This window comes from Rathayibacter sp. PhB179 (assembly GCF_004345345.1).
Classification (GTDB): domain Bacteria; phylum Actinomycetota; class Actinomycetes; order Actinomycetales; family Microbacteriaceae; genus Rathayibacter; species Rathayibacter festucae.
Genome location: NZ_SLVD01000003.1, coordinates 39,077 through 61,658, shown reverse-complemented (window position 1 = coordinate 61,658; position 22,582 = coordinate 39,077). Strand labels below are relative to the sequence as shown.

Here is a 22,582-nt window from a genome sequence, read left to right as displayed (position 1 = left end):
CCTCATGACCGTCACTCTCGTCGATGTCCGCCTCGCCGCTCTCGACCCCTCGCTTCCCGGGGGAGCGGTGGACGTCGAGTTCGACCGCACGATCCGCGGCATCCGCCGCTCGGGCAGCGGGGTCGCGCGCGGCGACGTCATCGACGGGGCGGGCCGGTTCCTCGTGCCCGGGCTGATCGACACGCATGTCCACCTCGGCTCGCGCGGCGCGCTCGAGTCCGCTGCCCGCGCGGGCGTGACGACGATGATCGACCTCGGCACGCATCCCGACAGCCTCGTCGCCGAGCAGCGGATGCTGCGGGGTGCCCCGTCGCTGCGGAGCGCCGGCTCGGCCGCCTCGGCGCCGGGCAGCACTCAGATCGCGCTGATGGGGAACCCCGAGGAGAGCGCGGTCACCGGCGCGGCGGACGCCGAGCGATTCCTCACTTGGCGGAGCGACAACGGCTCCGACCTGATCAAGATCATCATCGAGGACCCGGACGCGACCGACGTCCCCGCCCTCGACGTCCCGACGATCACCGCTCTCGTCGAAGGCGCCCACCGCCGCGGCTGGACGACCGTGGCGCACGTCGTGACCGCGAACGCGTTCTCACGCGGTCTCGACGCCGGCGTGGACGTCCTCACCCACGCGCCCCTCGATCGGCCGCTGCCGGAGGAGACCGCCGCGAGGATGCTCGCGCAGGGGACGATCGCGTCGCCGACCCTGGTGATGATGCAGGTCATGGCCCGCGCCCGCCTCGGCGACCGCGCCGACTCGGCGATCGGCAACGCCGTCGAGAGCGTGCGCCGGATGCACGCCGCGGGCGTCCGGATCGTCGCCGGTACCGACGCCAATGAGAGCCCGTTCGCCCCCGTCCCGCACGGCGCGTCCCTGCATACCGAGCTCGGCCTCCTCCGTCAGGCCGGTCTCTCCGCTGTCGACGCGGTCCGCGCCGCGACGAGCGGAGCCGCTTCCGCGCTCGGCCTCGCCGACCGGGGAGTCGTCGCCGTCGGCCGACGCGCGGACCTGCTCCTCGTCGACGGCGACCCCGTGAGCGACGTCTCCGTCCTGAGCCGGCCGGTCGCCGTCTGGATCGCCGGACAGCCGGTCGCGTGACGACTCCGCTCCGCTGCCGCTCCGCTGCTGCTCCGCTGCTGCGGCACCGACCTCTCCGCCGCCGCCCTCATCCGCTGATCCTGAGCAGCGTCGAGTTCCGCTGATGGTGCGTCCCGAAAGGGGATGGCTGGGCGGTCATCGGCGGTCTGCCGTCACGGCTGGCGTCGTGCGTGCTTCGAGCGTGCGGCCCAGTCGTACGGCAGGTCCTCGGGAGGTCGATCGCCGACGACGGCCGCGAGTCCTCTGAGGTAGTGGTCGCCGGTCCGGACGAGGGCGATGGTTCGGGGTCGGTAGCCAAGCGGCCGTTTGTCCCAGACGGCCTGCGCATCGACTTCCCAGAGGGAGAGCCAGTTGCGAGTGAGCAGGAAGGGGACGCCCACCCACATCGCGCTGTACTTCTTGCGGCGTTCGATGCTGACCAGGGTGCCCGGGTCGAGGAAGGTGGCCAGCAGCCCCGAGGTGGTGTCCAGGTCGATCGCGGGGCGATCGGTGGGCGGGTGAGGGGGCCACTCCGGTCGGGTTCGTGAGAATCGTGCTTCCCAGAACCGGTTGGGTCGAGCTCGTGCGATCTCCGCGAGGCGGACGGCGGCGTACCCGTCGAAGAAGCCGCCGGTCATCGTCACTGCGAGAAGTGCCCACTTCCTGCCCAGACCGACGACGAACCCGTCGATCGTCTCGCGGTTCCCGAACGTGAAACGGACGGTGATGTGCGTCTGGTCACGCTGAGCGGTGGTCAGCAGTGCTCGGATCTTCTTCGGAGAGGACACCAGCACAGTCTGCCGACTGAGAGGAGCCGCCGCTCAGCCGGCCGCGCTCGACCGCGGCGTCCCACATGGGGATCGTCCGGCGGGCGCTGATGGTCGCTAGTCGCGGACGAGGACGAGGGCCCCGCCTCCGCCGAAGGCGAGGACGCTCACGAGCAGGCCGACCGTCGCGGGGAAGTCGTAGTGGTGAATCATCTGCGGGCCGATGTCGTCGTGGTCGGCGTCGTACGTGCAGTCCACACCCAAGGGTAGAAGAGTCGGATCGCCGGTGATGCGGACGGACTCGTCGGACAGATCGGCCGCCTCAGGGAACGTTCCTCGCGAGCACTGAACGCTGAAGGGATCGATCCCGTCGAAGGTCCATCCGAGTGCGATCGAGGCGAGACCGAGCGGGATCGACAGGAGCACGAGCGCCCAGCCGGGCAGTCGTCTCCTCAGCGGCCGCATGCCCACAGGCTACGGGCGCGTCCCGGAGAAGGATGGTCGTCTGGACGCCGCGATCATCCGACGTCGAACTCGCCCACGAGGGTGGTGCCGTCCGATTCGTAGACGGGGATGGTGTGGGTGATCCCCTTGTTCTGCTCCTGCCATTCGAGGGCGTCCTCGGGTGTGGTGAAGGAGCGTTGAGCGGTGGTGCCGTCGGCGTCTTCGAGGTCGCCGCGATGCACGTAGCCCTGCGTGCCGTTGTTCGCGACGACGGCGATGAGGTCCGGATCACCGTTCTCGTTGGTGACGCCGTAGCTCTGGCCGGCGGCGTTCTCCGCCCACGCGGTCGTCTCGGACGTGGCGTAGGCGACGATCGCCCGCCATCCACTGCCTGCGGACGCGGTGACGGTGAACTCTCCATCGGGGGCGGCGGTGAGGGGCGTGAAGAAGGAGTCGAAGCCCGGCACCTGCTCTGGTCGGAGGAAGTCGTTGGCGGAGCAGGTGAGACTCGATCCTCCGGTGAGCGTGAAGGTGCCCGGGGTGAGGCAGTTGAGCGAGACGGTCAGCCCTGTCGCGCCGTCCGGGGCGGGTCCGAGCTGGAGGGTCGCGGTGCCGGTGTAGGTCCCGGCTGCGGACACGCTGACGGGGGTGACGACCGCGGCGCCAGGCAGGGGGAGCAGGCCGGTGGCGGCGGCTGTGGCGGTACCGGCGAATAGCGCGACCGCGCCGATTCCGCCTCCCAGCAGCCATCGGTGTCGGCGGGAGCGGGAGGGGGTCTCGACGTGCTCGATCAGCGCGCGCCGGAAGGCGGTGGTGAATTTGTCGCTCATCTGCGAGGCGGTCATGACGGATCTCCTAGCGTCGACTGGACGTAGAGGCTGAGGGTCGGATGCCCGAGCTGATCGCGCAGCGCCGCGCGGGCCCGATGCAGCCTGGTCCGGGTGGCGCCGGCGCTGAGCCCGAGGAGGGGCGCGGCGTCGGTGGGGCTGTAGCCCTCGATCATCACGAGCGTCACGAGGTGCAGGTCCGCCGGCGAGAGGCGTCCGAGTGCTTCGGAGAGGCGCCGGTCATCGATCACGTCTTGCAGCGCAGCGTCCTCCGCGGAGGACTGATGTTCGCCGTGGGGGAGCGAGGTGAGGAGGGCGCGGTACCGGCCGCGGCCGCGGCTGAGGTTGCGGGCGGTGTTGGTGACGGTCACGAGTAACCAAGGGAGGACGGATCCGTTGACGAGCTCGACGTTGCGGCGCCGACCCCACAGCTCGAGGAACGCGACCGCTGCCGCGTCCTCCGCATCGGTCGTATCGACAAGGAGTCGGTACGCGTGCCGGAATACCCGAGCGCGGTGCTCGTCGAAGATCGACGCGAACGCCGCACCGTCACCGGAGGACGCACGCGCCCAGGCGGCGGCTTCGTCCGTCCTGATGATCCCCACATCTACTAGTGTCCGCAGGTCCTCGCAGCGTTACACCGATCCCGACCGGAGGCGCGTCCCGTATGGGGATCGATCAGTGAGATGAGCGTGGGTTGTGTTGTCCCTGCCGCTCTCAGAGGCTGACGGTGAGGTCATAGGGGTCGGCGCGCCAGCCGCATCCCGGGCCATTTGGTTCGTCGACGAGGTTCCAGTCGATGTCGTGGTCCTGTTCGTCGAGGGCGCGGCCTGCGTTGTCGAGGAGTGTGAGGTGCACTGTGTCGGGGTGGTGGTCACCGAAGGCGTATATCCACAGACCGGAGGTGTTGTGGACGACCCAGTAGGAGCGTCCGGTTGCGGGGGCTGCATCGACGGAGGGATAGGCGCAGATCTCATCCGCACACAGCCGGATGTCGGCGACATCAACGGATCGCGCACCTGCCGCCGTCACGCGAAGCTCGTTGGTGTAGCCGATTTCATGGCAGCCGTACCCGCAAGACGTCAGCGAGAGGGCGGCGACGACGCCGACCGCGCCGGATGCTACTGCGAGGAGATGGCGGTCGAGCCTCGTTCGACTGGTCACGGTCAGCTCGCACAAGATGTGCGCCGAAGGCGCTGCTTCGCGGCCCTCTCGGTGAGAACGGATAGGTAGTCGCGCACGGGCCTGTCAAGGAGTTCGCGCAGCTCCTCGCGAACGACATGGTCGACATCGGGGACAGTAGTCATGCCGCTAGCGTGCAGGACAAAGGCTAACGACTCCGCGAAATACGTTCTCTATTCGCTTCCCTGGACGGCGGGACCTGCGGCTCGCCAACACGCTGGCGGAATGTTTTGTGTGGGATCGCCAACCGGTTCAGCCGGTGGCTCTCGTTCGACCGTCGGCCTGTGGTGAGCCATGAGCGGTCCGGAGCCGAGTGCGTCGCGAGGGTGCTAGCTGCTGGTCGCTCGAAGCGTCTTCACGAGCTCCTGGAGTTCGGTCGCGTGGTCTTGCTTCCACTCGCGGATCGCAGAGGTCGCGAGCGGGTCCGTGTCCTCGGACACGGAGTCGTACTGCACCACGGCCACGTCGAGAACAGTGGCGAACACGTCATCGTTCGGCTCCATGGAAGTGCCGGCGACACCGACAGTCGCAGTGTGATCGATGCCTACTCCGGAGAGGGCGATCGTCCACATCTGGATCGGACCGTCGGATGTCGGAGTCGCGTCACCGGTTTTCGCGTGGGTGACCTCGATGAGGACTCCGCCTACTGTGCGCTGCATGGCCCGATCGTACTCAGCTGCTCTCTGCGCAGCCGGGTGTTCCGTATGGGGATCCGCTAGCGGCCGTGGTCGGCCGTAGTAGTGCCCGCGGTCGGGAGCCGGCGCTGTGAACCCGAGGTGAATGGGGACGGGCTGGCAGTGAGTTCTCGACTAATCGTCGTGACAGTGGGTGGTGTCGTCGCTACCTCCTTCACGAGACCACCTCTATTTCTCAGTCCTAGCGGTAGCTCTGCTCTGATCGGGTGATCGGCCAGGAGTCGCCCTCGGGGCTCAGGTGCTGGTTCGCTACGACCTCGAGGGCCCGGACGAGGGCGTTCTGATCACCCTTCGGACCGACACGGATCTCGCTGATCAGATCGAAGGGCAGTGGGTTGAGCGGCTGTCCGTTCGGGCCCCGTGGTGAGAGAAGCAACTCGATGTAGGGGGAGAGGCCCACCTCCCCTTCCCGGAACTGCACTCGGGCCGCCTCGCGGCCTCCATCGTGCGAGTGCACGAGGCCAACGAACCTGTACTCCTTCTCGTCGGACCAGTGGGCGCTCTTATGGCTTGCCGCCAGGATCGCCACCTGGTAGGGGCCTGCGGGGTCGGTGCTGTCGGGTGCCAGGAGCGTGCTGAGCCGTTCTTCGAGGTCGATCTCCTCGTAGCTTGTCTGTGCGAAGCGGGCACCGACGTCGCGGTTCAGCTCCTCGACCGTCGCGACCAGCCGCTCGGTATTGAAGACGATCTCGATTCGAGAGTTGTAAGGGCGTCACATCCCGAGGTGGTCCTGTGCGGCGCTGAGTGAACTGACGAACAGGTCATCCCTGTCTCGCACCTTGTATGTCTGCACGTACAGCTGCTCGTCGATCGCATGTACCTTTTCCAGCACGCCGACGGCCGTCTGATTCTCGTTCGGGTCGTTCAGCTGCGTGATATGAGTGGCCCAGAGCGCTGACGACTTCATGATCCCGATCAGCCCGGCGATGCTCGTGTAGTGCGAGACGTGCTCAGGCAGAAGCAGATCGTGGGTCACATCCCGATAGTAGGTCGACCGGCGCGACCTCCTGTTCCGACCGTCCGATAGCGGATGGTTGAGAGAGGGTCAGCGCCGACTCTTCGCGTTCCGTCCTCGGCTGAACTCGCGTCCGACGACGACGAGGACGAGGACAGCAAGAGTGGCTCCGCTGAGTGCGGCCAGGTTCATCGATCCGAAGCCGACGACGGCCGGCCAGACGGGTTGCGGGCCGTCGAGGCTGCTCCATTCCTGGCCGAAGCTTCGTCCTACCGACACGTAGGCGATCACCAGGAGTAGTGCGGCGATGCTCAGCCCGAGAACGCTCGCAGTAATGACGATGGCGCGCTTCATCAGGTCCCCCTTGGTTGACTGCACCATGAGGCTACGCGACGGCAAGAAGCCGCGGTCTGACCTCAAGGCAGGACGACGGGTTCAACCCGAAGTCCGTCCCATAAGCGGATGGTCATCCGGACGCGTGGTCAGTCGTTCGCGGACGTGGCGAGTGCTGCGGCGACGTCGGCCTACGGACTGTCGAGTTCGGCAAGTCGACGGGCATAGCGGGCCAGCTCGTTCCGCATCTGCTCGATCGACCTCGGCATGAAGCGCCTCACCTGCATGTCGAGAATCGCACCGGCCACCACGTCGCTGACCTCGAATGCCGCGGCGACGGCCGCCCTCTCGTCGTCGCGACCTCCCGAGACGTTCGCGCACACCCGAAACAGCTTCTCGGGGTTCTCGACAGCTCTGATGCAGGCGTTGAGGATCTCGATACTCGTCACAAGGCTCTGACGTTCGGTGTCGTCGTCCATGCGGTCACCGTACCGGCCCGATGCGATGTGGACCCAAGTACTCACCGCATCATCTACTCATGTGAGTTCGGACAGCATGCGTCCCGTCAGCGGATCGATCAGTGAGACGAGTGTGGGTCGGGTTGCCCTCGCCGCTTCGCCGGCGCGACGGCGAGTGCGAGCCCGCCGAGTGTCAGGCCCAGAGCCGCAAGCGTGCGTGGCCAGCGCCCGGAGTAAGTCGTGACGGTCCCTTCACCATCGGCGCGCGCCCACGCGCACGCGCGACCGAGCGGCCACAGCGCCGCGGAACCCACCACGATGCCGGAACGTTCCGAGACCTCCGCGTCCGGCGAGAAAGGCCCATCCACCATGCACTTGTAGGTCGCTCCCTGGTACTGGCTCACCCAGATCTGTCCTGCGCCGAAGAGCAGCCCCACCACGAGAAGAAACGACCCCCACACGATCCGCTGCGCACGCAGATGAACAGGGGAACTCATCGCGTGATCCCAATCGGTAGTTCGACGTAGATCGGGTCACTGCTCTGTGTGCGCAGGGCAAGCACGGCAGGGCCGGTAGGGAGATCGGCGGGGAGGTCGAAGGACGCGTCGACCGTCGACCGTTCGCCCTGAGGGATCGGTCGACCGAGCAGTATCTCCTCGCCGCTCGCGGAGGGGGTGATGGTGACAGTGACATCTGAAGCGGCGCGGCTCGTGCCTCCGGTGTCCTCGCAGGTCTCCCAGATGAAGTCGGCGCTGAGGTGGACGACTCCGCCGGGGTGGAGGGACGACTCCTGGAGTTCGATCACCTTGACGGCACAGGATCCGGCCGAGCTCGACGTGATTCCGGTGCAGCCGCCGGCGCTGAGCGCGATGGCGGCAACGACGAGAATGGATGTCACTCGTCTTCGCCGTCCCTGCATCATGCGGGTCAGTGAACCACTGCTCGCCGCCGCCTGCATCGTGAGTACCGTGAACGTCATCAGATCGTTGATGCTCGCGGCCGCTGACATGCAATTCGCGCTCGGGCGCGCTGGTCGGAGGGTCGATCGATCGTCGTACCGTCTGGGGATGGTGCTCCGGGTGCTTCGCGGCTTGATTGCCGGAACCGATAGAGGCGGGGTCGTCCCCGTGCAGGTCTGCGCGCTGTGCAGCCCTATAGTCCTTTCCGCTCCGACCTAGGCTGATCGGTGTTGGGTATGCCGCGCAGAGGAGGAACGATGAAGGCCGCCGTGCTGCGTTGTGCTGGCCTGCTCCTGGTCACGAGTGCGATGGCAGGGTGCACTTCTGACTTCGTGTCGGAGTTCAGTGAGCCGGCCTGCCTGGACTGGAGGGCGTACGACTCTCTGGAGGAGGCCGCTGGCTCACACGACTTCATAGTGCGAGCCGAGCTCGAGCCGACTGAGACGACAGTGACGATGTACGGCGAAGAGGCGTCGCTTCACCGCGCGACCGTCACCCAGGTCTTCGGCGGGGAGGCAGCGGTAGGTGACGTCCTCGACGTCGTGTCGACGCCAGCGAGCTGCACCAGCGGAGCGCCCTACCCGAACGGAGATCCAATGCTGCGCGACGAGGCGACCCTTGTTCTGATCCCCGGCGATCCGGCGTGGGGAAGCGCAGAGTTCATGAAGACGATCACGCCCTACGACGGTGTCTGGGACGAACGACCCGCAAACTGATCGGCGTCAATCGGACCCGTCTCCTTCGTCCCGTAGGGGGATCGGTGACCGGACGCGTCGAGTCGGTCACGCTCGGTCTGTGATTTCGGTCCCTTACAGGCCGTGCGCGACTGGCGCGGCTCGAGGGTGAGTGGAGGCCTCTCGCTCCGCAATGCTGACTTCAAGAGGGAAAGCTGGCCGCGGCTCACCTCGCGACGAGGCGAATGTACATGTCTCCGGTGACGAAAACGGTGTCGCTGGCTACCTTGCCGCCTTCGCACGTGGCTCCCACGTCGTACTCCCGGAATCCGAAGACTCGAAACGGCCATGGGAACGTGCCGTCCCGGCGGGTGAACATACCCGACTCCTCTCCCGTCAAGGAATCGAGGAGGCATCGACCCATCGGCTCACCAGCCTCATTGACGACGACGCCCGAAACGGAGAACTGAGGCGGCGGCGATGACCGGGGGAACCATGTCGCGGCAGCGCAGACGAGTGCGGTCACCGCGACCCCCGTCACCAACAGCCAACGATCCTTCATCCCTTAACGTTACGAGCAGACCGTCATCTCCGGGCGTGCAGGGAAGATGACGGTCGAGCAACCGCGTCCCAAGAGGGGATCGGTCGGCGGCGCGGTATCAGTGACGTCGGCCAGACATCGCCGATCCGTCGGCATCAGGCGCCTGCTCCGCGGCGTCGTCTTCTGCGGACGGGTAGCCGAAGAAGTACCCACGCAGCTGCTCGAAACCGCTCGCGGGTCGCCCCTGTCGCTTCCGGCGAGACGCGAACCCGAATATCTCGTTGAGTCGGTGACCGAGGCTTGCTGCGAAGCAGAGGAGCAGCAGCACCCACCACGTCGCCTTGAAGATCGGCTCGTCGTAGCCGAGCGCGATGGGGATGAGGCCGATCATGGCGGCGACGCTGCCCAGCACGTACAGCACGATGAGCGCGAGCCAGAGGTTCTGACGCTTCGTCCGTTGCATGGGTAACCCTCAGTCAGTCCTCTCGCGCGAGCGAGGCCGGCGGTGGTTGTGTCGGTCATGTGCGTTCCCCCTGCCTCAGGCGCCGGCGCCGCCGTCGACGGGCACAATGGCGCCCGTCACGGCCGAGGCTCGGTCGCTCAGGAGGAAACCGGCGACTTCGGCGACTTCGAGGGCGGTCGCCATGCGGCCGAGGGGGCTGGCTGCGTTGTTCGCGTCGATGATGCCCGGCGTCTTCTTCTCCCACTCGTCCATCATTTCGGTTGCGGTTCCCCCTGGCGTGATGCCGTTGACGCGGATGCCTTCCCCGGCCCAGGTCACGGCCGCGGTCTCGGTGATGCTGTTCAGTGCTCGCTTCATCGCCCCGTAGGCGGGCAGGGGCGGAACGGCGCGGCGGCTGCCGATGCTGGAGGTGTTGACGATCGCACCTCCTCCGGACTTCCTCATGAGGGCTACTTCGGCAAGCATCGCGACCCAGTGAGCACGGAAGTTGACCGCGAACTGCTCGTCGATGTCGTCGTCGGAAGTGGTGTCGAGGGGACCGACGTTCTGCTGGTTCACACCGCCGTTGTTGAAGGCGCCGTCGAGGCGTCCGTGGAGCTCCTCGACGTGGTCCACGGCGGCGCGGATGCTCGCCCGGTCAGCGAGGTCCATGGCGACGGCATCAGCCGTGCCGCCCTGACCGCGGATCTCGTCGACGATCGAGCCGAGCGCTTTCGTGTTGCGGGCCGCCAGCACGACAGCGGCACCCTCGCCGGCGAAGAGGCGAGCCGCTGCGGCGCCGATGCCACGGCTGGCTCCGGTGATGAAGACGACTTTGCCGGTCAGCAGGCCGATCGGTGTGGATTCGTTGGTGTGTGTCATACGAACACCGTCGCCGCCCGAAGAATCCGCATCCAGGCACAAACGGTACGAGGATCCATCGCCGGCTCAGGCGCACACTGGGGAGCATGGACAAGGGTGAGCTTGCAGCGTTCCTCCGAAGTCGCCGCGAGCGTCTTCGGCCGGAGGACGTCGGATTACCGTCGGGACCACGCCGCAGAACACCGGGACTGCGCCGGGAGGAGATCGCCGTTCTCGCGCACATCTCCACCGAGTACTACGCCCGTCTCGAACAGGGCCGCGCTCCTCGACCCTCGGACGTCGTCCTCGGTGGTATCGCAGGTGCTCTCCGTCTCACGTCCGAGGAGTCCGACCACCTGCACCGGCTCGCCGGCACCGCTCCGACCCCGTCGGGCTTGCACCGTCGCGACGTTCGACCGAGCGTTCTCGCGCTCCTCGAACGACTCCCGCACACCGCCGGCATCGTCCTGTCCGCCACCTTCGAGGTGCTCGCGTGGAACGAGCTCGCAGCAGCCCTCATGGAGGACTTCTCGCTGCTGCCGCCGCGCGACCGCAACCTCGCGAGGAAGACCTTCCTCGCCGCAGAGCAGCCACCGGAAGCGATCTACGGAATCTCGGACGAGATCGCATTCCAAGAGGGCGTCGTCACGCAGCTCCGCAACGCTCACGCCACGTACCCCTCGGACCCCGTCGTCGCGGAACTGATCGACGACCTCCGGACCGGCAGCGCCGAGTTCGCACGGCTCTGGAAACGGCACGACGTCCAGACGCCGCCACCCCTGCGGAAGACGTTCCGCCGCACACCGGTGGGGGCGATCACCGTCGACTGCGACTCCCTCGCCATCACCGAACGCGACCAGCACCTCGTGCTCTACACCGCGCCGGCGGGCTCACGCGACGCCGAGAACCTCGCCTTGCTGGAGGTCATCGGCTCCGAGCCACTCACCGCCCGGCGAGACCTCTGACCAGCGAGCTCAGGGCCGCGCGTCTGTCGAGTCGAGCGGTGGGCGAAGCGAGTCCGATGAGAACGTGTCACCCCGGTCCAAGCCGGCGCGCTTGTCCCGTGAGGGGATTCCTCATCGGGACGGCGAGGAGCCCTGCGCGAGCCGCTCGAGCACCTGCATCAGGGTCGCGCGATCGATGCCGTCAGTGCGATCGACGAGGTGCCTGCGGACAGCGGCGGCGTGGATCGGCCGGGCAGCGCGGACGACATCCCGCCCCTCATCGGTGATCTGCACGTGAACGCCGGCGTCCGCGCTCCGACGACCGAGCAGACCGCGCTGCTCCATGCGGGTCAGTTGGTGCGAGAGCCGGCTGCGGTGCCACTGCATCGAGGTGGCGAGGTCGCTCTGGCGGAGCTCCCCGCCGCCGAGCTCGACCAGGCGCGTCAGGATACCGAAGTCCGGGTCGGAGAGACCCGTGCCGGTCTTGATCTCCTCGGCGACGCGCTGCCGGACCTGGTCCGCTGCGATCTTCCACGCATGCCAGAGAAGTTGGTCCTGCTCGCTCAGCGGTGCGGTCATCCGCCCAGCCTACGGTGCCGGTGTTGACACGACAACGGGCGGAGCGCAGAGTGTTGACATGACAACACTTAGAATTTCTGCGACGAAGCTCGCCCTCGTCACCGGCGGCAACAAGGGCATCGGCCTGGCCATCGCGCGCGGCCTCGCACGGCAGGGGTTCACCGTCCTGCTCGGAGCGAGGAGCGTCGACGCCGGCCGGGACGCGGCGGGGACCCTCGACGGCGACGTCCGGCCCGTCCTTCTCGACGTCACCCGGCAGGACCACGTCGATGCCCTCGCGGCGCGCGTCGCGGAGGAGTTCGGGCATCTCGACGTGCTGGTGAACAATGCCGGCGTCAACACGCTCACCTTCCACCCGATGGATCACCTGCCGACGCCGACCGAGGAGACGGTCGACGACATCAGGAGCGTGTACGAGGTCAACGTCTTCGCCGTCGTGCGGATGATGACGGCGTTCCTGCCGCTCCTCACCCGAGTGGAGGATGCGCGGGTGGTGAACGTCACGAGCAAGCGCGGCTCGCTCGGCGAGGAGGGCGCCTGGGTGGGGCAGCCCTCCATGGCCTACTCCAGCTCGAAGACCGCCCTCAACGCGCTGACCGTGCACTACGCCCGCGAGTTCGCCGCCACGACGCTGAAGATCAACGGCGCGGCCCCGGGTCACGTCGCCACTGACTTCAACGACTTCCGCGGCAGCAGGACGCCGGACGAAGGCGCGGCGGTCGCCGTCCGCCTGGCCACCCTGCCCGCCGACGGCCCGACCGGCGCGGTCTTCGAGGACGACCACCGGCTCGCCTGGTGAGCGACCGGCAGGCCATGGCTCAGTGCGTCGCCGTTCGGTTCTCTCGGCGCGATGCTTTCGAGCGGGCCGTCCAGTGGTGCGGGAGATCTTCGGACGGGGGACTGTCGGCGACCACGGCCAGTCCCTGGAGGTAGAGGTGGCCGGTCCGGACCAGGGTGACGGTTCGGGGTCTGTAGCCCCGCGGTGCGGGGTCCCACACGGCGTTCGCATCGACCTCCCAGAGGTAGAACCAGTTGCGTGTGAGCTCATTCGGTACGCCGACCCACATCGCGTGCTTCTTCCTGCGTTCGATGGAGAGAAGGACGCCCGGCTCGAGGAAGGTCGCCAGCATGCCCGACGTGGTGTCCAGATCGATTGCAGACCTGCCGGCGGGTGGTCGCGGCGGCCATTCGGGCAGTGTTTGGAAGAAGCGGTGCTCCCAGGAGTCGTAGGGTCGCGCGCGGGTGATGTCGGTCAGGCGGATCGTGGCGTAGCCGTCGAAGAAGCCCCCTGTCGTCGTTGTTGCGATGAGCGTCCATTTGCGACCGACTCCTACGACGAACCCTTCGATCGTTTCGGCCCGCTTCCAGCCTCGCTGGATCCTGACGGCCGAGTCTTCCGCGCGCGCGGTGAGCAGTACTTTCCGGATCTTCTTCTGCTTCGACACCGGCCTGTTCTCGCGGAGACGAAGACACTCGGTGCGTCCCGTAGGGGGATCGTTGGCCGGTCGCTAATTTCGCGGCCGCGCCTCGTTCGCCAGCCACCCACCGAGCATGATCGCGGCGAACAGCAGAAGCAAGCCTACAAACCTGACCCAGTCACGCGCCGGCTCTCCGAGCGCAAACCCGATCAGCGGGCACGCGACCGCGGCGCAGCTCAATGCCAAGACGGTCCACCAAGACCGCCACGTCCGCCGCTTATCCGACGGCTGGTACTTGTTCGCGTCGTCTTGACCGGTCCCGAGCTCAGGTGCCATGACCGCAGCTTGGAATACCCAGCGCCTGGGCCTCCGTTGCTCAGCGGCAAGGTGCGGTCGTCTCGTGTAGGGCTGGTCCAGCGGGCGTCCGGTAGGGGATCGTTCATCGGGTCGCAAAGTCGTCGGGCTGCTGCTCTCGGCCAGGGGCTGTGGTCAAGTGCGAGAGCGTTCCCGTCGTCAGCTCGCGCGGACCGACAGGTTCTTGCCTAGCTGGGTCCAGCCCTCGCCGGTTGCTTCATCCGGCACGGCGTCATCGGGGTGGATCTGCACCGTCCAGTCGTTCTGCTTCGACAGCTTCTCGCCGCAGCCGCTCGCCGGCTCGTCACCCTCATTGACGATGACGCAATGCCCCGCTCCCTCGCGAGGTAAGGCGAGGTAGAAGTCGTAGCCCTCGACCGAACCAGCGAACCGGATCGAGTCGGGATCGAGCTTGTCTCCGACGCTGCCAAGCGAGGGGAGCACGTCCTGCTCCTGCTGCGCCCTGTCGTAGTCCGAGTACACGGTCGGGTCGTCGTAGACGCTGGTGTCCTGCTGCGCGCACCCGGCGAGAAGAGGAAAGGCCATGAGCGCGACCGCGACCGCACTGATCCTGAATCTGTAGGTCGGTCGTTCGTGGCCCATCGCGTCCCCCGTTGCGTTTCGCTCACCCTACTTCGCCTGCTCATCGCCGGAGCGAAAAGCGCGAGCTCCCTCATTCCGAATGGGGATCGTGCACCGAACGGATTCGTTAGTGGTCCTCGCTCGCCGGTCCTTCTGTGTCTGCGAGGAAGGCGACGGCGAGTCGAGCGACCTTCTGGCGGTATCGGGTACCGGCTCCGATGCCTCGCGCGCCGAGCTGGTCATCGACCTCGACAAGCAACTGTGCAGCTGCCGGTCCGTCGTGCCCGATCCGGTCGTGCACCCAGGAGGAGAAGGCGCGGAGATCCCAGTCGCCGGTGAGGAAACGACGGCACGCGACGCGCAGCGCGAGAAGCGGGATCTCCTCACCGTCCCGATCCAATGGCCGCGCGCCCGCTTCGATGAGTGCCGCCGAGCTGAGGTCGAAGACATCGGCGGGAGTGGCGCTGGAGTAGAGGGACGCGAGAGCGACAAGGGACTCGCTGTCGCTCCCTGCTGCCACGAGATCCGCTGCCAGAGCGATCACGTCTCGGGGCTGGACCAGCCCGAAGAGGAGAGCGGCTGTCGTTTCGCGCAGGGTCGGGATCGAAGGGTCATCGCGGTCTTCTGCACCGTCTCGCATCCGACCTCCTCCGACCAGTCGCTCGTTGCCGCCCCGCGCTGTTGTCGCGGCGGCGGCGTCAGCGCGACTCAACACGTCGATCGGAACCGGTCGGTGACAGGTCGGCCCGTGGCTGAACCCGTGCTCGAGCTCGTAGACGCACTCCGAGCAGACGTGACCGCCGGCCGGTCCGGCATCCGCGAGGTGCTCCACCCAGGGGTGAGAGCACGCGCTACAGGCCTCAGCGAGTAGGGAGCGGAACCGAGCGCGGCGCGAACGGCGAGCGTCAGCTCGCGGGCGCCAACGCGAGAGGCCGAACATTCCGTGAGCGTAGCGAGCGCATGGCCAAGCCGTCGCGCGCTCCGCCTCACTCTCATCGCTTCTGGCGTCCCGTAGGGGGATCGTTCACCGGCACGGTTCCGCCAAGGATCCGTAGTGCTGAACGCGACAGCGGGGAGAGTGGGACCGCAAGGCACAGATCCGATCGACGTGGGCACAGAGGCGAGGTTGTTCAGCGCTGAGCTTCACTATCTCGCGATCGGGTCAGAAGTTCGTCCATCTGCGATCGCCTGCCCCTACTGTGTAGCGATGAGGCACCGTCCCGTCAGCGCAGTAGTTGGTCTTGTTCTCGTGGCGTCTCTCGCAGGCTGCGCCCCGATATCTGGGGAGGACCCTCGCATCACTCAGTGGCGTGCAGAGCGCCAAGCGGATGTGGAAACGGACCGTGACGTTGTTGCGATTCTCTCGCTGAACGCTAACGCCGACGATGATGGTGGCCACGTCGAAGCAACTCTCGCGCGACCCGCCCTGCCGACAGCGATCACCTTTGAATGTCTCGGCGACGGAGTGATCGATCTCGAGATCGGATCGCTGTCCACGGCAGGAGGCCCGACGACGAGGACGACGACGACCCTCGAGGCGATCGACTGTGCCGATGGCCCGCACGAGATCGACCCGGCGTCGCTCGGCGAGAAGCCGATTTCGACTGTCGAGGCCACCGCGTCAAACGCGGACGGCGACACGGCCTGGTTCCTGACGATCCACGGAGACATCAACGCTTCCTGAGGTCGGCGTGACTTCTACACCGGCCACGCCGGCGGCTCGTCCCGTATGGGGATCGCCTACGGTCGGTTGAGTTCGGCTAGTCGACGGTTGTAGTCGGCCAGTTCGTTCCGCATCTGCTCGATCGACCTCGGCGTGAAGCGCCTCACTTGCAAGTCAAGAATCGCATTGGCCACCACGTCGCTGACCTCGAATGCCGCGGCGACGGCTGCCCTCTCGTCGTCGCGACCTCCCGAGACGTTCGCGCACACCTGAAACAGCTTCTCGGGGTTCTCGATCGCTCTGATGTAGCCGTTGAGGATCTCGGTGAGTGCCACCAGGTTGTGACGTTCTTCGTCGTCGTTCATGCGGTCACCGTACCGGCCATGGCCGCCGCTGCGGGCGTCCGATGAGGGGTCGTCGTCCGGCCGCCGAAGACGGCGTCTCGGCATATGTCGTTTTTCGTAGTCACCTGCACAACTTTCGCGATGCGACGGCAGTCGTGCAGACGACCGTGAACATCGAGATGCCCACGGTCGTCTGCACTATCGATTCACGAGGGGCGAGCCTGTCCCGCGCGGAGTCGTTGTTCGGCCGGCTACCGCGCCCACCTCACATTTCACGCCGTCCTCGTCCCGGGCCGCGGCGCGGTCGCAACCGTCTGAGCCGTGTCGGGGCAGAGGAGTTCTCGGAGCCTGTTGCGTGCGCGTTGGTGTCGGCCGTGTGCAGTCGAGGTGCTGACCCCGAGAATCGCGGCGGCTTGGGGGAGGGCGAAGCCGTCCCAGAGGATCAGACGCACGAGCTCGCTCTGGTCGGGTGGCAGCTGGTCGAGTGCGTCCTGCACGTCGAGGGTTGCGGTATCGGTCGATTCGATGGGCTGGGTTTCGAGGTGCTGACGCAGCTTGAGGGTCAGGTCAGCGTGTCGGAGCGTTCCGCGGGCTGCGTTCGCGAGGAGTCGGCGGGCGACTCCGAACAGCCACATTCGCGCCTGCTCCGGGTCGGAGGGCAGATGGTCGATGCGTCGCCAGGCGACGACGAATGTTTCGCTGAGCAGATCGGCGGCGTCGGCCGGGACGCTGACGCGCCGGCCGAAGTAGCTGAGGAGGTCGGCTGCGTTGGCGTCGTGCAGACCTTCGAGAGTCGCCTCCCGGTGATCGCGGCGCCTCCTGCCCATCACTCGGCACCTCCAGCGCCGCACTGGCCAGCCATCTCGAGAGACACCCCGCCGGCCAGGTGGCCCGCCTCCTCGAAGACGCGGGACATCTCGTCGCTCATGAGCGTGCTCGCGACGATCCCCCGATCTGCGTCGGGAACGTCTCCCGGGTTCCCGCCCTCGGCCGTGATGCGATCCTTCAACGCTTGCCGTTCGGCCTGTTCCTCGACCAGTCCGGCTTCGATGTCCTGGGCGGTGATCGCCGCCACGAGGGGAGACCAGTCGAAGCCGGCCAGGAACTCGCGCGCCTGCTCGGTGCGTTCGTTCACCTCAGCGTCCGAGAGTTGTCCGCCGTACTCGGGGACCACGCGCGCGACGACGGCGCAGAGACCGACGTCGCTTCCTGCGTTGAGCTCGAAGGTGCGTTGCACGGCAGCATCCGGAGCCCAGCCGACCCAGCTCAGCAGAGCCGGCCCGGCGACCGCAGCTGTCGTTCCGACGCCCACGAGCCCGATGCTCAGGACCGCGACTCCGAGACCGGACCGCAGCCGGAAGCGTCGCGGACGGCGCTCGTCCGCGACGGCTCGCGCGATCGCACGCGCCTGCGCTGCGTTCCCCGGATCCGATCCCAACGCCGGCGGTGCAGCTCGACGCACCAGCTCATCGATGTCATCCATGTCGTTCCCCCTCAGCGATTGCCCTTCACTGTGGACATGTCCGGACAACGCTCCGTCGTAATGCGAAGCCTCAGACAGTTTCGCGAACCGAGCGCAGACGCTCAGCGAGCCGTGATTCTCGCGCGCAACGCTCGGCACTACATTCCGGGCATGACCACTCGCACGCTCGGCAACGCGTACACAGCCGTCCTCCTGATAGTGGGCGCGGCACTGACCCTCATCGGCTCGCTCACCTCAGGGTCGGTGGGCGCCACTGCCGCCGTCGCCTTCGGCGCAGCCGCGGTGACGGCGGGGCTCGTACTCCTCGGGATCCGCTTGACCACACCCGGCCGCCAGCTACGCGAAGAGGCGAATCGTGCAGTCGCGTCCGGAGCTTGCTCAGGTCATCGAGACCGTCTCGACTCGTTCAGCTGGTGATCAGGCCTTCGAGTCGCTCCGCAGCGGTGTTGATAGTCGACACCGCGGCGAGGGTGAAGAGGCACGCAATGCCCCAGAACCAGGTGCGGCCCGGTGCTCCGGCGCTGCGCCGGTCGAACGCGAGCCACCAAGATCCGACCACCGACACGCATGCGGCGACGACTGAGGCCAGCGCCATCCGCACGTGATCCTCCGGGCCGGGGGAGGACCACGAGGTCGTCGCGAGCACGATGAGCACCGGCACCACGATCATGCCGAGAGCACCCAGCAGCACCGAGCGGAGGTAGCTGCGCGGAGCGGTACCGCCCGTCGACGTGTTGGTGGTCTGCGTACTTACAGCGGTCATGTCACTTCTCCCATCGTCGCGGGCTTGATCCGCGTTACTTACGGTCGCGATCGACACGCGCGACGATCGCTCGTAGCGCCTCGATCTCGATACGGAGGGCGGCGGCACCCTGAGGGGTGAGAGCCACCCAGTTCTTCGCCCGGCGCCCGTCGTACCCCCGCCGCGTGGTGATGTAGCCGGCGCCGAGCAGGACTTCGAGGTGCCGCCCGAGGTTCCCGTCAGTCAGGTCGAGGGTGGTGCGTAGGAAGCGGAAATCGGCTTCGCCGGCCTCGTGAAGGATGGTCAGAATCGCGAGACGTGTCCGCTGGTGGACCGCATCGTCCAGGGACGCGAACTCGTCGTCAGCCGACTCCTCAGCGCCTGGTATTGCGGACACGTGCCGTCTCCTGCCGGAAGGCGCGGATACCCATCAGGGTGAGGGCGAGGCCGATGGCCGCGAGTACGACGTCATCGACGGACAGAGGAGTGAAGCGGTAGGAGTCGACCGGGATCAAGCCGAATCCGTAGGCAGCGTTCTGCATGAAGCTGTAGCTGAGGAGAGGGGACGCTATCGCTATCGCGAGGCCGGCGATCCACTGAAGACGGTTCTCGAGTCGCCAACCGACCACGAACAGGAGCACTCCGACGAGGAAGGCTGGACCGGCGAACATCGTGATCAAGAGAGTCAGAACCGAGACCGCGGCGATGATCGCGGTGACAAGCCCGATCCGCTCCCGCCCCATCCCCACACCCGCACGACCGGCAGCCGCTTTCAACGCGGCCCAGAGAACGATGCTCGTGACGGCAGGAACCAGGAAGCTCACGAAGAACAGCCTCGGCCCGACGAGGGGCACCAGTCCGGCCGCGATGACCCCGACGCCGGAGATGATGAGCGGCAGCGAAGATACCCGTCGGGCAGCCCGGACTCGTTCTTCCAGGGGGTGCGCGTCAATGACATGCTGCTCCGATCACTCTGCGATGTAGAGCAATCTACTCTGCGATGCAGAGTTCTCGCTACGCCGTCCCGTATGGCGATCGTTCATCGCGTCAGGTCCGTTGAGCGGCTGCCGGGTACGTGGACGCGAGGTGGTCAGCGGAGGCGGAGGGCCCTGGGGGCTCGGAAGAGAGCGATGAGTGAGAGGGCGAGCGCGAGCGCGTGACTGATGGCGAGCGGTCCGCTGATCAGGAAGACGATCCCGGCGCTCGGCACGTTCCATCCTCCGAGGAAGACGATTAGAGCGATTGTGAGGTAGCAGGCGTACAGCGTCGTGCAGGCGACCGAGGTCCTCCACCACGTCGTCCACCGAGCGAAGAGGGGCGGCAGTGCGAGAAGAGCCCAGAGCAGGATCCGCACCAGATCCGGGCCGGAGTCGCTGAAGGAGTCGACGGAGGAGTCTCGGGCGAGGAGGTCGATCACGGCGATCACTGCGAGCGGGCTTGCAAGGACGGCGGCGACGAGCTGCAGGAGCTTCGAGGGCATGAGTGGACTGGGTCGGCTTGGGTGTCGAGCGTTCGTGTCCTGCTGTTCCAGCGCGGTCCGAGCGATCATGACGGGATCGCCGAAGGAGCTGTCGATTCCGGGATGGTCGGCTGTGTCGGCTGTGTCGGCAGCGTGCTCGGAGGCCTCTTGGAGGAGGCTGCGGCGTGATCGCCGCGGCAGCACGGCCAGCTCGCGCCGCAACTGGGCCTGGTACGGGCGGCGGGTCTGAGGGGCCTGTGTGGTGGTCATCAGTGCGTCTCCAAGAGGGTGTCGACGGTGGTCCGGAACGGCGCCCAGGCCGAGCGGAACTCCTCGAGCCGGGCGCGACCCGCGGGAGCGAGGGAGTAGTAGCGCCTCTGTCGTCCCTGACTCGACTCGGTCAGCTCGGTCGACACGAAGCCCGTATCGCGGAGTCGTGAGAGAAGGGGATAGAGGGTGCCTTCGCCGGCGAGCATCCCTTGCTCGCTGAGCGTGTGCGCGAGATCCCGCCCGTACTTCGGCTCGCCGGAGATCGCCGCGAGGACGCAGAACTCCAGAACCCCCTTTCGGAGGTTCGTGAGGATCTTCTCGGTGTCGGTCGCCATGGACACACTATGCCTTGTGTCGCAAGGCCTGGCAATACCCAGTTCCTCTCAATCCGCACATCCGGCTCATCGCACCCGTCCCGCAAGGAGATCCCCTACCGGACTCCGGCGCGGTCAGGTTGCGGGCCGAATCCAACCAGCCCCACCCAGCATTCGTCTCATCGGTGAGAATTGGCAGCTGGTCGGAATCAGGCGATCGTCATGAGCCCGGTGATGAGCAGCGTTGCTCCTCCGAGTCCTGCGATCGACAGGGTGACGGAACGGACCGCACGAGGGGGAACCCGAGTTGAGAAGAAAGAGGCGATGACGGTTCCGAGAACGAGCCCGGTCAGTGCCCATCCCAGTCCTGCGGCGTCGCTCGAGATCGGCCGTAGAAGCGCAAGAGTGACGACGTTGAGAGGGAGTGCGAAAGCCTGCAACGTCGCAGTGGCAACGATCGGAGGCCATCGACGTTGAGCAGCGAAGAGCGCAACGGGCGGCCCGCTGGCGGCTGCGAGGACGTTGAACACGCCGCTCGTTGCCCCGGCGATGACAGCTCCCCGCGTCCCCTCGAGCCAGGGGAGTGCGCGCCCCGCAACTATCAGGGCCGTCGCGAGGAGGATGACAGCCCCGGCCAAGGCGGAGAGAAAAGGTGTTCGGACAGTGTTCGCGAGAGTGATCGCCGGTACGACCAGCACCGCCGCGGGCAGCAGGAGGCGGAACGCGTCTCCGAGGCGCACCTGCCGAAACGACCGGAGCAGGATGACGATGTTGAGCAGGATCGACATCGCGAGAACGGTTCGCACGCCTTGATCGTGACCGACCGTGAGGACGAGGAAAGGGGTGCAGACCAGAGCAAAGCCGACACCGGAGAGCACCTGACAGGCGGCACCCGCCGCGACGACGAGCAGTACCAGCACATTCAGCAGCTCCACCGCGCACACCTCCCCAGCGGGACGTTCCTGCTGCTCGATCGCCACACACTACCGAGAGCGGCCAGTTCGGCCACGACAGGCCTCGACCAGTTCCGGACGGGGATCGTTGGCGAGACATCCAGTGGATCCGTCATCGGACGAGGGCGGCGATGACTCCGAATTCGATCAGGGCGTCGGGGACGCTCAGTTAGAGTGCGCGTCGAGTGACGTGAGGTACTCGGCGTTGCCTCGCATCGCCGGCTTGTACCGGTCGAGCTCGGTCGCGTCGACGTGGTCGGCCAGGAGGGTGAGCAGGCTGGCGAGCGCGGTGTTCACCTGGCCGGCGGCGTGGAGTGTCAGGGACTCGAACACTCCGAGGGAGACGGACTCCGGGAACTCGTCTCGCGCGCGTGCGAACAATGCTCGAGATTCCTCGATTTTGCCGAGATTGCGGAGGGTGCTGCCGTACTGGAGGTAGCAGCGGCGGCGGATGTCTCCGCTCAGCCCCAGTTCCATCGCCCGCTCATAGAAACCGAGAGCGGTCGCTTCCTCTCCCGCCGTGTCGTACGCGCCGCCGACCTCGTAGACGACTCGGGGATTCTCGGGGTGCTCGTCGTAGAGGGGGCGAAGAGCGTCGATCGTGGGACGCATGTCCTCCCGGTTCCGGGCGGCGAAGATCCTGTCCAGTCGCGCATCGAGAGTGTCTGTCATGGCCGGTCTCCCTAGGAAATCTCGCGTGAGCTGATTCGGACCGAGACAGTCTGACATTGGCCGCGTCAGGCTCACGCTGGTGTCCGATAGCCGGGCGCTCACTGCATCACTCCGGAAAGCGAGATGCACCCCGCATCGGCGCGGGCGGAAGCGTCCCGTAGGACCCGCCCGATGAATCGCCCGGTGACGGGGCGGTTTTCGGGACACTTCGACGGCGGATCAGAAGTCAAGGGCGCGCACCCGAGCTGAGGTGCTCGTCACCCCCGAGTCACAGATGCGTTCCGATCCCGACCTAGCGGGGGAGCGGATCGTCTGAACGCAGGACGCCGCCGTCAGCCGACCAGCTGTACCGTCCGCTCGAACGCGTGGTTCAGCTCGTCGTATCGAAATAGCGGATCGCCGGCCGCTGGTAGCAGTCCTCCGAATGTGCCCTGGCGGGCAGCGACCTGCTCGGTGGCCGATGGGTGCCCCGCGAGTACGCCAGCAGCGTCTCCGCGGGATCGGACGATCGGTCCCTGCCCCCGACGTCGATCGCCGTAGACCGGCTGCTGACGTCGTGCCCGCTGCGGCGTCCGCTCACGCCCGCGCCTCA

The 22,582-nt window shown here is 66.9% G+C and carries 34 protein-coding genes; 5 read left to right on the top strand and 29 right to left on the bottom strand.

Annotation, left to right across the window (positions count from 1 at the left end; all coding sequences use genetic code 11):
- The first annotated feature begins 4 nt into the window (after nucleotides 1-4).
- Nucleotides 5-1,096, top strand: coding sequence for an amidohydrolase family protein (locus tag EDF43_RS07500; protein WP_132436157.1), 1,092 nt, complete (start codon nucleotides 5-7; stop codon nucleotides 1,094-1,096).
- A 152-nt stretch (nucleotides 1,097-1,248) separates the two neighbouring features.
- On the opposite strand, the gene EDF43_RS07495 is transcribed toward EDF43_RS07500, so the two are convergent.
- The 12 genes from EDF43_RS07495 to EDF43_RS07440 all read right to left on the bottom strand — a co-directional run bounded on the left by EDF43_RS07495 (nucleotide 1,249) and on the right by EDF43_RS07440 (nucleotide 7,715).
- A complete protein-coding gene (locus EDF43_RS07495; RefSeq protein ID WP_132436156.1) occupies nucleotides 1,249-1,863 on the bottom strand; it encodes a hypothetical protein in 615 nt (204 codons plus the stop codon).
- Between the two features lie 96 nt (nucleotides 1,864-1,959).
- Complete coding sequence (locus EDF43_RS07490; RefSeq protein ID WP_132436155.1) at nucleotides 1,960-2,307, bottom strand: hypothetical protein; 348 nt, start codon at nucleotides 2,305-2,307, stop codon at nucleotides 1,960-1,962.
- 53 nt (nucleotides 2,308-2,360) lie between these two features.
- Complete coding sequence (locus tag EDF43_RS07485; RefSeq protein ID WP_132436154.1) at nucleotides 2,361-3,131, bottom strand: peptidase M56 family protein; 771 nt, start codon at nucleotides 3,129-3,131, stop codon at nucleotides 2,361-2,363.
- A complete protein-coding gene (locus tag EDF43_RS07480) occupies nucleotides 3,128-3,718 on the bottom strand; it encodes an RNA polymerase sigma factor (RefSeq protein WP_243646255.1) in 591 nt (196 codons plus the stop codon). Before EDF43_RS07480 ends, EDF43_RS07485 begins: the two co-directional genes overlap by 4 nt.
- Before the next feature lie 112 nt (nucleotides 3,719-3,830).
- Nucleotides 3,831-4,277 carry a hypothetical protein gene (locus tag EDF43_RS07475; protein WP_132436152.1) on the bottom strand — a complete coding sequence of 149 codons (447 nt, stop codon included), beginning with the start codon at nucleotides 4,275-4,277 and terminating at the stop codon, nucleotides 3,831-3,833.
- 347 nt (nucleotides 4,278-4,624) lie between these two features.
- Nucleotides 4,625-4,954, bottom strand: a complete 330-nt coding sequence (locus EDF43_RS07470; protein ID WP_132436151.1) for a hypothetical protein — start codon at nucleotides 4,952-4,954, stop codon at nucleotides 4,625-4,627.
- Nucleotides 4,955-5,171: 217 nt separating this feature from the next.
- On the bottom strand, nucleotides 5,172-5,519 hold the full coding sequence (locus tag EDF43_RS07465; RefSeq protein ID WP_132436150.1) for a hypothetical protein: 348 nt from the start codon (nucleotides 5,517-5,519) through the stop codon (nucleotides 5,172-5,174).
- Between the two features lie 183 nt (nucleotides 5,520-5,702).
- Nucleotides 5,703-5,966, bottom strand: a complete 264-nt coding sequence (locus EDF43_RS07460; protein ID WP_132436149.1) for a hypothetical protein — start codon at nucleotides 5,964-5,966, stop codon at nucleotides 5,703-5,705.
- A gap of 69 nt (nucleotides 5,967-6,035) precedes the next feature.
- Complete coding sequence (locus EDF43_RS07455) at nucleotides 6,036-6,299, bottom strand: hypothetical protein (protein ID WP_132962486.1); 264 nt, start codon at nucleotides 6,297-6,299, stop codon at nucleotides 6,036-6,038.
- Nucleotides 6,300-6,469: 170 nt separating this feature from the next.
- Nucleotides 6,470-6,757, bottom strand: a complete 288-nt coding sequence (locus tag EDF43_RS07450) for a hypothetical protein (protein WP_132436147.1) — start codon at nucleotides 6,755-6,757, stop codon at nucleotides 6,470-6,472.
- A gap of 98 nt (nucleotides 6,758-6,855) precedes the next feature.
- Nucleotides 6,856-7,233 (bottom strand): hypothetical protein, encoded by a 378-nt coding sequence (locus EDF43_RS07445; RefSeq protein ID WP_123735681.1) that lies wholly within the window; start codon nucleotides 7,231-7,233, stop codon nucleotides 6,856-6,858.
- Nucleotides 7,230-7,715, bottom strand: coding sequence for a hypothetical protein (locus EDF43_RS07440; protein WP_132436146.1), 486 nt, complete (start codon nucleotides 7,713-7,715; stop codon nucleotides 7,230-7,232). Before EDF43_RS07440 ends, EDF43_RS07445 begins: the two co-directional genes overlap by 4 nt.
- A 237-nt stretch (nucleotides 7,716-7,952) precedes the next feature.
- On the opposite strand from EDF43_RS07440, the gene EDF43_RS07435 reads away from it, so the two are divergent.
- Nucleotides 7,953-8,411 (top strand): hypothetical protein, encoded by a 459-nt coding sequence (locus EDF43_RS07435; protein WP_132436145.1) that lies wholly within the window; start codon nucleotides 7,953-7,955, stop codon nucleotides 8,409-8,411.
- Between the two features lie 184 nt (nucleotides 8,412-8,595).
- Here EDF43_RS07435 and EDF43_RS07430 read toward each other — a convergent pair whose 3' ends face one another.
- The 3 genes from EDF43_RS07430 to EDF43_RS07420 all read right to left on the bottom strand — a co-directional run bounded on the left by EDF43_RS07430 (nucleotide 8,596) and on the right by EDF43_RS07420 (nucleotide 10,234).
- Complete coding sequence (locus tag EDF43_RS07430) at nucleotides 8,596-8,895, bottom strand: hypothetical protein (RefSeq protein WP_165909046.1); 300 nt, start codon at nucleotides 8,893-8,895, stop codon at nucleotides 8,596-8,598.
- A gap of 133 nt (nucleotides 8,896-9,028) precedes the next feature.
- A complete protein-coding gene (locus EDF43_RS07425; RefSeq protein WP_132436143.1) occupies nucleotides 9,029-9,373 on the bottom strand; it encodes a hypothetical protein in 345 nt (114 codons plus the stop codon).
- 75 nt (nucleotides 9,374-9,448) lie between these two features.
- A complete protein-coding gene (locus EDF43_RS07420; RefSeq protein WP_132436142.1) occupies nucleotides 9,449-10,234 on the bottom strand; it encodes an SDR family oxidoreductase in 786 nt (261 codons plus the stop codon).
- Here EDF43_RS07420 and EDF43_RS07415 point away from each other — a divergent pair.
- The gene (locus EDF43_RS07415; protein ID WP_243646254.1) at nucleotides 10,228-11,178 is read left to right on the top strand and encodes a helix-turn-helix transcriptional regulator; all 951 of its coding nucleotides are present in this window, start codon (nucleotides 10,228-10,230) and stop codon (nucleotides 11,176-11,178) included. The genes EDF43_RS07420 and EDF43_RS07415 overlap by 7 nt on opposite strands.
- Before the next feature lie 111 nt (nucleotides 11,179-11,289).
- Here the strand turns inward: EDF43_RS07415 and EDF43_RS07410 are convergent, their stop codons facing one another.
- Nucleotides 11,290-11,736: a MarR family transcriptional regulator gene (locus EDF43_RS07410; protein ID WP_132436141.1), complete on the bottom strand. Its 447-nt coding sequence runs from the start codon at nucleotides 11,734-11,736 to the stop codon at nucleotides 11,290-11,292.
- Between the two features lie 58 nt (nucleotides 11,737-11,794).
- Between EDF43_RS07410 and EDF43_RS07405 the strand changes: the two genes are divergently transcribed.
- The gene (locus EDF43_RS07405) at nucleotides 11,795-12,535 is read left to right on the top strand and encodes an SDR family NAD(P)-dependent oxidoreductase (RefSeq protein ID WP_132436140.1); all 741 of its coding nucleotides are present in this window, start codon (nucleotides 11,795-11,797) and stop codon (nucleotides 12,533-12,535) included.
- 19 nt (nucleotides 12,536-12,554) lie between these two features.
- On the opposite strand, the gene EDF43_RS07400 is transcribed toward EDF43_RS07405, so the two are convergent.
- The 3 genes from EDF43_RS07400 to EDF43_RS07390 all read right to left on the bottom strand — a co-directional run bounded on the left by EDF43_RS07400 (nucleotide 12,555) and on the right by EDF43_RS07390 (nucleotide 14,730).
- Nucleotides 12,555-13,181, bottom strand: coding sequence for a hypothetical protein (locus tag EDF43_RS07400; RefSeq protein WP_123735673.1), 627 nt, complete (start codon nucleotides 13,179-13,181; stop codon nucleotides 12,555-12,557).
- Nucleotides 13,182-13,667: 486 nt separating this feature from the next.
- Nucleotides 13,668-14,111 carry a hypothetical protein gene (locus EDF43_RS07395; protein WP_123735671.1) on the bottom strand — a complete coding sequence of 148 codons (444 nt, stop codon included), beginning with the start codon at nucleotides 14,109-14,111 and terminating at the stop codon, nucleotides 13,668-13,670.
- A 106-nt stretch (nucleotides 14,112-14,217) separates the two neighbouring features.
- On the bottom strand, nucleotides 14,218-14,730 hold the full coding sequence (locus EDF43_RS07390; RefSeq protein WP_123735670.1) for a hypothetical protein: 513 nt from the start codon (nucleotides 14,728-14,730) through the stop codon (nucleotides 14,218-14,220).
- Nucleotides 14,731-15,420: 690 nt separating this feature from the next.
- Here EDF43_RS07390 and EDF43_RS07385 point away from each other — a divergent pair.
- The gene (locus EDF43_RS07385) at nucleotides 15,421-15,774 is read left to right on the top strand and encodes a hypothetical protein (RefSeq protein ID WP_104345938.1); all 354 of its coding nucleotides are present in this window, start codon (nucleotides 15,421-15,423) and stop codon (nucleotides 15,772-15,774) included.
- 56 nt (nucleotides 15,775-15,830) lie between these two features.
- Here EDF43_RS07385 and EDF43_RS07380 read toward each other — a convergent pair whose 3' ends face one another.
- The 10 genes from EDF43_RS07380 to EDF43_RS07330 form a co-directional block, all read right to left on the bottom strand.
- Nucleotides 15,831-16,118, bottom strand: coding sequence for a hypothetical protein (locus tag EDF43_RS07380; protein WP_132436139.1), 288 nt, complete (start codon nucleotides 16,116-16,118; stop codon nucleotides 15,831-15,833).
- Between the two features lie 251 nt (nucleotides 16,119-16,369).
- Nucleotides 16,370-16,924 (bottom strand): sigma-70 family RNA polymerase sigma factor, encoded by a 555-nt coding sequence (locus EDF43_RS07375; RefSeq protein ID WP_132436138.1) that lies wholly within the window; start codon nucleotides 16,922-16,924, stop codon nucleotides 16,370-16,372.
- Nucleotides 16,924-17,580 (bottom strand): hypothetical protein, encoded by a 657-nt coding sequence (locus EDF43_RS07370; RefSeq protein ID WP_132436137.1) that lies wholly within the window; start codon nucleotides 17,578-17,580, stop codon nucleotides 16,924-16,926. The genes EDF43_RS07375 and EDF43_RS07370 overlap by 1 nt, the downstream gene beginning before the upstream one ends.
- Before the next feature lie 406 nt (nucleotides 17,581-17,986).
- Nucleotides 17,987-18,343 (bottom strand): hypothetical protein, encoded by a 357-nt coding sequence (locus EDF43_RS07360; RefSeq protein ID WP_132436135.1) that lies wholly within the window; start codon nucleotides 18,341-18,343, stop codon nucleotides 17,987-17,989.
- A gap of 34 nt (nucleotides 18,344-18,377) precedes the next feature.
- Nucleotides 18,378-18,719 carry a transcriptional regulator gene (locus EDF43_RS07355; RefSeq protein ID WP_243646253.1) on the bottom strand — a complete coding sequence of 114 codons (342 nt, stop codon included), beginning with the start codon at nucleotides 18,717-18,719 and terminating at the stop codon, nucleotides 18,378-18,380.
- The gene (locus EDF43_RS07350) at nucleotides 18,697-19,146 is read right to left on the bottom strand and encodes a hypothetical protein (RefSeq protein WP_132436134.1); all 450 of its coding nucleotides are present in this window, start codon (nucleotides 19,144-19,146) and stop codon (nucleotides 18,697-18,699) included. Before EDF43_RS07350 ends, EDF43_RS07355 begins: the two co-directional genes overlap by 23 nt.
- Nucleotides 19,147-19,412: 266 nt before the next feature.
- Complete coding sequence (locus EDF43_RS07345) at nucleotides 19,413-19,802, bottom strand: hypothetical protein (protein ID WP_132436133.1); 390 nt, start codon at nucleotides 19,800-19,802, stop codon at nucleotides 19,413-19,415.
- 248 nt (nucleotides 19,803-20,050) lie between these two features.
- On the bottom strand, nucleotides 20,051-20,386 hold the full coding sequence (locus EDF43_RS07340; protein ID WP_104338373.1) for a PadR family transcriptional regulator: 336 nt from the start codon (nucleotides 20,384-20,386) through the stop codon (nucleotides 20,051-20,053).
- A 188-nt stretch (nucleotides 20,387-20,574) separates the two neighbouring features.
- The gene (locus EDF43_RS07335) at nucleotides 20,575-21,345 is read right to left on the bottom strand and encodes a sulfite exporter TauE/SafE family protein (protein WP_123735662.1); all 771 of its coding nucleotides are present in this window, start codon (nucleotides 21,343-21,345) and stop codon (nucleotides 20,575-20,577) included.
- A gap of 138 nt (nucleotides 21,346-21,483) precedes the next feature.
- Nucleotides 21,484-22,047, bottom strand: coding sequence for a tetratricopeptide repeat protein (locus tag EDF43_RS07330; RefSeq protein WP_347812537.1), 564 nt, complete (start codon nucleotides 22,045-22,047; stop codon nucleotides 21,484-21,486).
- Between the last annotated feature and the right edge of the window lie 535 nt (nucleotides 22,048-22,582).

Coding starts and splice junctions, on each gene's coding strand:
- EDF43_RS07500 (WP_132436157.1), top strand. CDS start 5: ATGACCGTCACTCTCGTCGATGTCCGCCTCGCCGCTCTCGACCCCTCG.
- EDF43_RS07490 (WP_132436155.1), bottom strand. CDS start 2,307: ATGCGGCCGCTGAGGAGACGACTGCCCGGCTGGGCGCTCGTGCTCCTG.
- EDF43_RS07485 (WP_132436154.1), bottom strand. CDS start 3,131: ATGACCGCCTCGCAGATGAGCGACAAATTCACCACCGCCTTCCGGCGC.
- EDF43_RS07470 (WP_132436151.1), bottom strand. CDS start 4,954: ATGCAGCGCACAGTAGGCGGAGTCCTCATCGAGGTCACCCACGCGAAA.
- EDF43_RS07455 (WP_132962486.1), bottom strand. CDS start 6,299: ATGAAGCGCGCCATCGTCATTACTGCGAGCGTTCTCGGGCTGAGCATC.
- EDF43_RS07450 (WP_132436147.1), bottom strand. CDS start 6,757: ATGGACGACGACACCGAACGTCAGAGCCTTGTGACGAGTATCGAGATC.
- EDF43_RS07445 (WP_123735681.1), bottom strand. CDS start 7,233: ATGAGTTCCCCTGTTCATCTGCGTGCGCAGCGGATCGTGTGGGGGTCG.
- EDF43_RS07440 (WP_132436146.1), bottom strand. CDS start 7,715: ATGACGTTCACGGTACTCACGATGCAGGCGGCGGCGAGCAGTGGTTCA.
- EDF43_RS07435 (WP_132436145.1), top strand. CDS start 7,953: ATGAAGGCCGCCGTGCTGCGTTGTGCTGGCCTGCTCCTGGTCACGAGT.
- EDF43_RS07425 (WP_132436143.1), bottom strand. CDS start 9,373: ATGCAACGGACGAAGCGTCAGAACCTCTGGCTCGCGCTCATCGTGCTG.
- EDF43_RS07420 (WP_132436142.1), bottom strand. CDS start 10,234: ATGACACACACCAACGAATCCACACCGATCGGCCTGCTGACCGGCAAA.
- EDF43_RS07410 (WP_132436141.1), bottom strand. CDS start 11,736: ATGACCGCACCGCTGAGCGAGCAGGACCAACTTCTCTGGCATGCGTGG.
- EDF43_RS07405 (WP_132436140.1), top strand. CDS start 11,795: ATGACAACACTTAGAATTTCTGCGACGAAGCTCGCCCTCGTCACCGGC.
- EDF43_RS07395 (WP_123735671.1), bottom strand. CDS start 14,111: ATGGGCCACGAACGACCGACCTACAGATTCAGGATCAGTGCGGTCGCG.
- EDF43_RS07390 (WP_123735670.1), bottom strand. CDS start 14,730: ATGCGAGACGGTGCAGAAGACCGCGATGACCCTTCGATCCCGACCCTG.
- EDF43_RS07380 (WP_132436139.1), bottom strand. CDS start 16,118: ATGAACGACGACGAAGAACGTCACAACCTGGTGGCACTCACCGAGATC.
- EDF43_RS07375 (WP_132436138.1), bottom strand. CDS start 16,924: ATGGGCAGGAGGCGCCGCGATCACCGGGAGGCGACTCTCGAAGGTCTG.
- EDF43_RS07370 (WP_132436137.1), bottom strand. CDS start 17,580: ATGGATGACATCGATGAGCTGGTGCGTCGAGCTGCACCGCCGGCGTTG.
- EDF43_RS07360 (WP_132436135.1), bottom strand. CDS start 18,343: ATGACCGCTGTAAGTACGCAGACCACCAACACGTCGACGGGCGGTACC.
- EDF43_RS07345 (WP_132436133.1), bottom strand. CDS start 19,802: ATGCCCTCGAAGCTCCTGCAGCTCGTCGCCGCCGTCCTTGCAAGCCCG.
- EDF43_RS07340 (WP_104338373.1), bottom strand. CDS start 20,386: ATGGCGACCGACACCGAGAAGATCCTCACGAACCTCCGAAAGGGGGTT.
- EDF43_RS07330 (WP_347812537.1), bottom strand. CDS start 22,047: ATGTCAGACTGTCTCGGTCCGAATCAGCTCACGCGAGATTTCCTAGGG.